The 3,222-nt window shown below is 69.3% G+C and carries 3 protein-coding genes and 1 pseudogene; 2 read left to right on the top strand and 2 right to left on the bottom strand.

Translation table 11 applies throughout. The features are described from left to right. A pseudogene (locus tag GA0115259_RS37885) lies at positions 1-247 on the top strand (phenylacetate-CoA oxygenase subunit PaaJ); the annotation flags it as partial. Next, the gene (gene paaE / locus GA0115259_RS37880; RefSeq protein WP_093605132.1) at positions 247-1,386 is read left to right on the top strand and encodes a 1,2-phenylacetyl-CoA epoxidase subunit PaaE; all 1,140 of its coding nucleotides are present in this window, start codon (positions 247-249) and stop codon (positions 1,384-1,386) included. The pseudogene GA0115259_RS37885 and the gene paaE, both read left to right, overlap by 1 nt. A 93-nt stretch (positions 1,387-1,479) precedes the next feature. Here paaE and GA0115259_RS37875 read toward each other — a convergent pair whose 3' ends face one another. After that, positions 1,480-1,887 (bottom strand): hypothetical protein, encoded by a 408-nt coding sequence (locus GA0115259_RS37875; RefSeq protein WP_093605130.1) that lies wholly within the window; start codon positions 1,885-1,887, stop codon positions 1,480-1,482. A gap of 19 nt (positions 1,888-1,906) precedes the next feature. After that, positions 1,907-3,222 (bottom strand): polymorphic toxin type 27 domain-containing protein (locus tag GA0115259_RS42520; protein WP_237540779.1); only part of this gene is annotated, 1,316 nt, incomplete at its 5' end.

Below are 3,222 nucleotides of genomic sequence, written 5' to 3'. Positions count from 1 at the left end.
GGAGTGGATCACCCCCGCGGGCCGCCGCAAGCTCGGCGAGCACGGCATCGCGCCGCCCGGTCCGGTGCGCCGACGGCCCGCCGGGCCCGTCCCGCTGGAGTTGTCGGTCACCCGGCGGGCGGTGGCCTGCCCGCGCTGCGGTTCGGCCGACACCGAGGAGACATCGCGTTTCGCCTCCACCTCGTGCAAGGCGCTGTGGCGCTGCCGCGCCTGTCTGGAACCGTTCGAGTACGTCAAGGAGATCTGATGGCCCCGACCACCGCCGCGACAGGGACCGGGACCGGCGCGGGAAGCGCGACCGGCGGCGCGACCGCGCGCACGCGTCGCCGGCCGGCTTTCCACCGGCTGCGGGTATCCGCGGTCGAGCGGCTGTGCGAGGACGCCGCGGCGATCGCCTTCGACATCCCTGAGGAGCTGACCGCGGAGTTCGCCCACCGGGCCGGCCAGTGCCTGACCCTGCGCCGGGAGATCGAGGGACGGGACGAGCGCCGCTCGTACTCCATCTGCTCCCCCGAGGGCACACCGCCGCGGATCGGTGTCCGGATGGTTCCCGGCGGGCTCTTCTCCTCCTGGCTGGTGCACGACATCCGTCCCGGGGACACCGTCGAAGTGATGGCGCCCACCGGCTCCTTCACTCCCGACCTCACCACGCCCGGCCACCATGTCCTGGTCGCCGCGGGCTCCGGTATCACCCCGATGCTGTCGATCGCCGAGTCGGTCCTCGCCGCCGACAGCCGCTCGCGCGTCACGCTCTTCTATGGGAACCGGCGTACGGACACGGTGATGTTTGCGGACGAGCTGGCGGATCTGAAGGACCTCCATCCCGCCCGGCTCCAGCTCGGGCATGTGCTCTCCCGCGAGCCACGCGAGGCCGAGCTGCTGTCGGGCCGCCTCGACGCGGAGCGGCTGACCGCGCTCATCGACGGACTGGTGGATGTCGCGGCGACGGACCACTGGTGGCTGTGCGGTCCGCACCTGATGGTCCAGGAGGCCCAGCGGCTCCTCGCGGAGCTGGGCGTACCGTCCGACCGGGTGCACCGGGAGCTGTTCTACGCCGACGACCAGCCCGTACGGTCGGTCCGTCACGAGGACGCGGCGGTGGCCGGTCCCGTCAGCCAGGTCACCATCACCCTCGACGGCCGCACCACCACCTCCGCGCTCCCACGCGGTATCGCCCTGCTCGACGCCGCCCAACGCACGCGTCCCGATCTGCCGTTCGCCTGCAAGGGAGGCGTCTGCGGCACCTGCCGCGCCCGTATCACGCAGGGCGAGGGCGACATGCGCCGCAACTTCGCGCTGGAGGAGTCCGAAGTGGCCGAGGGATACGTCCTGACCTGCCAGACCTTCCCGATCTCCGAGACCTTGGCGGTCGACTTCGACAGCTAGGGCCTCTCGTTCGGATCTTGCTGGTGACAAGCTGAGGGCGGCGCCCGCGATACGGGTGCCGCCCTCACCTTGTATGTCCTCAGCGACGAGGCGTCACAAGACGTTCCCCGAATCCGCCGGGAAGTCCGGCGGCCAGGGCCCGTCGTACAGCGACTCCCGGTCGCCCATCAGCGCGGACTCCGCCTCGCGCCAGTTCGGGATGCTACCGACGACGAAGCTGCCGCCGTCAGGGTCCAGCATCCAGGTGTACTCCGCGTCGGCGGGCTCCAGCCCGTGCCGTTCCGCCAGCACCGCGAACTCCTCCGGACCGGCGCGCCGGATATGGAGGCCGTTGCGGTAGTAAGGCTGGAGGAGCATCAGCGTCACGTGGCCGATGTAGACCTCGATGCGGGTCGAGGTCCCGTCGATCAGCGTCGCTTCGCTCTGGAGGAAGAGCTGCCGGTGGGACGGGTTGAACCCCACCACACGGAACAGCCTTCCGGTACGGATGAAATCGGTCATGCCCGAAGCCCTCTCTCGATCACGGCACAGGATCCCCGTTGGGCAGCTTGAAACGCTCGGGGTAGACCTGCTTGCCGCCCATGCGCCACTCGATCGACGACCAGCTACGCTGTTCCAGCCTGACCGCGGTGCGCAACTTGATCATCTCCCACGCGGTGCCGTAGCCGTTGGCTCTGATCGTCGCCCAGTCGCCGCCGTTGATCGTCTCACCCCGCTGCAAGAGCAGTCTGAGCGCGTCGTCGGCGTTGGCGGCGTTGGCGACGCCGTCCAGTGAGACCGTCAACCGCACGTTGGGGTTGGACACCGTCCTCTCGACTCCGACCGTCCAGATCGGGCGCTCGCCCATACCCATCTCCCGCGGCAGCTCCGTACCGTAGGCACCGTTGTTGAACGTCTTGGCGCCGATCGCCTTCGCCAGGTCGTCCGCATAGGGGTTGATGCCGAGGACGATATGGTCCCCGTCCTTCACCAGGTCTTCGAGGATCTTCCTTGCGCACTCCTCAGGGGAGTCCTGGGCAGCGAGCGCCCGGGCGCCGGAAGCCGGCAGCGCCCTCGAAGTGGCTGATTCACACGCCTTGTACACCAGCTGCATGATCTTGCTGGCGATGCCCGCGACGGCGACCTCGGACAACCGGAGGGAGCGCAGGGCCGCCCACGCGTCGATGAACCCGATTCCGGTCCTGGCGGCACCGTCCATCGCCCGGACGGCGTCCGCGATGGGGCGGATGATCTTGCCGGCGAACAGGCTCGCCACATCCACCACGGCCCAGGCGCAACCGCCCCAGCTCCCGTTCTCACCACCGGGGGTGAGTTTCTGGGCGCACCGGATCCAGCTGCCGAAGAGGATGTCGACGGGATCGACGCCCTGCTGGTACTCCGCGATCGTGATGGTGTGCGTGACCTCGGTGTACTGCGTGTCCGTCTTGTGCTCGCCCAGGTACAGCGTGTCCCCGGAGAAGCACGAGTTCTCCCATACCTCCGTGGTGCACAGGTACAGGTCGAGATCGGCCTTGTAGCCGATCTTCTGGGTCATCGTGCAGTCGCCGTCGTAGAAGAGCTGGTCCCACCAGCCGTCGCAGCCCTCCGTCTTGTTCAGGACCTGCGGCTCGCCGACCTGCTCGATGCGGTCGACGACGTAGAACACACCACCGATGAGTCCGCCGGCCTCGTCCGGGACCGTCCCGGTCTCGATCTGCTTGGCGTTCCCCGCGTTCTCGGCCTGCGTCGCGGCTTCCTGGGCGGACTCGGCGTACTTCTGGGCGTCCTTGGCGGCTTCCTCCGCCGCCGTCGCCGCAGCGTCGGCCCGCTCGGCGGCGGCCCTGGCCTGGCTCGCGG

Source organism: Streptomyces sp. MnatMP-M17 (assembly GCF_900091995.1).
Lineage (GTDB): Bacteria > Actinomycetota > Actinomycetes > Streptomycetales > Streptomycetaceae > Streptomyces.
This window is presented reverse-complemented; position numbering and strand designations above follow the sequence as displayed.

Bases quoted from the DNA above. Each gene is read 5' to 3' on its own strand.
- GA0115259_RS37875 (WP_093605130.1), bottom strand. From the start codon at position 1,887: ATGACCGATTTCATCCGTACCGGAAGGCTGTTCCGTGTGGTGGGGTTC.
- paaE (WP_093605132.1), top strand. From the start codon at position 247: ATGGCCCCGACCACCGCCGCGACAGGGACCGGGACCGGCGCGGGAAGC.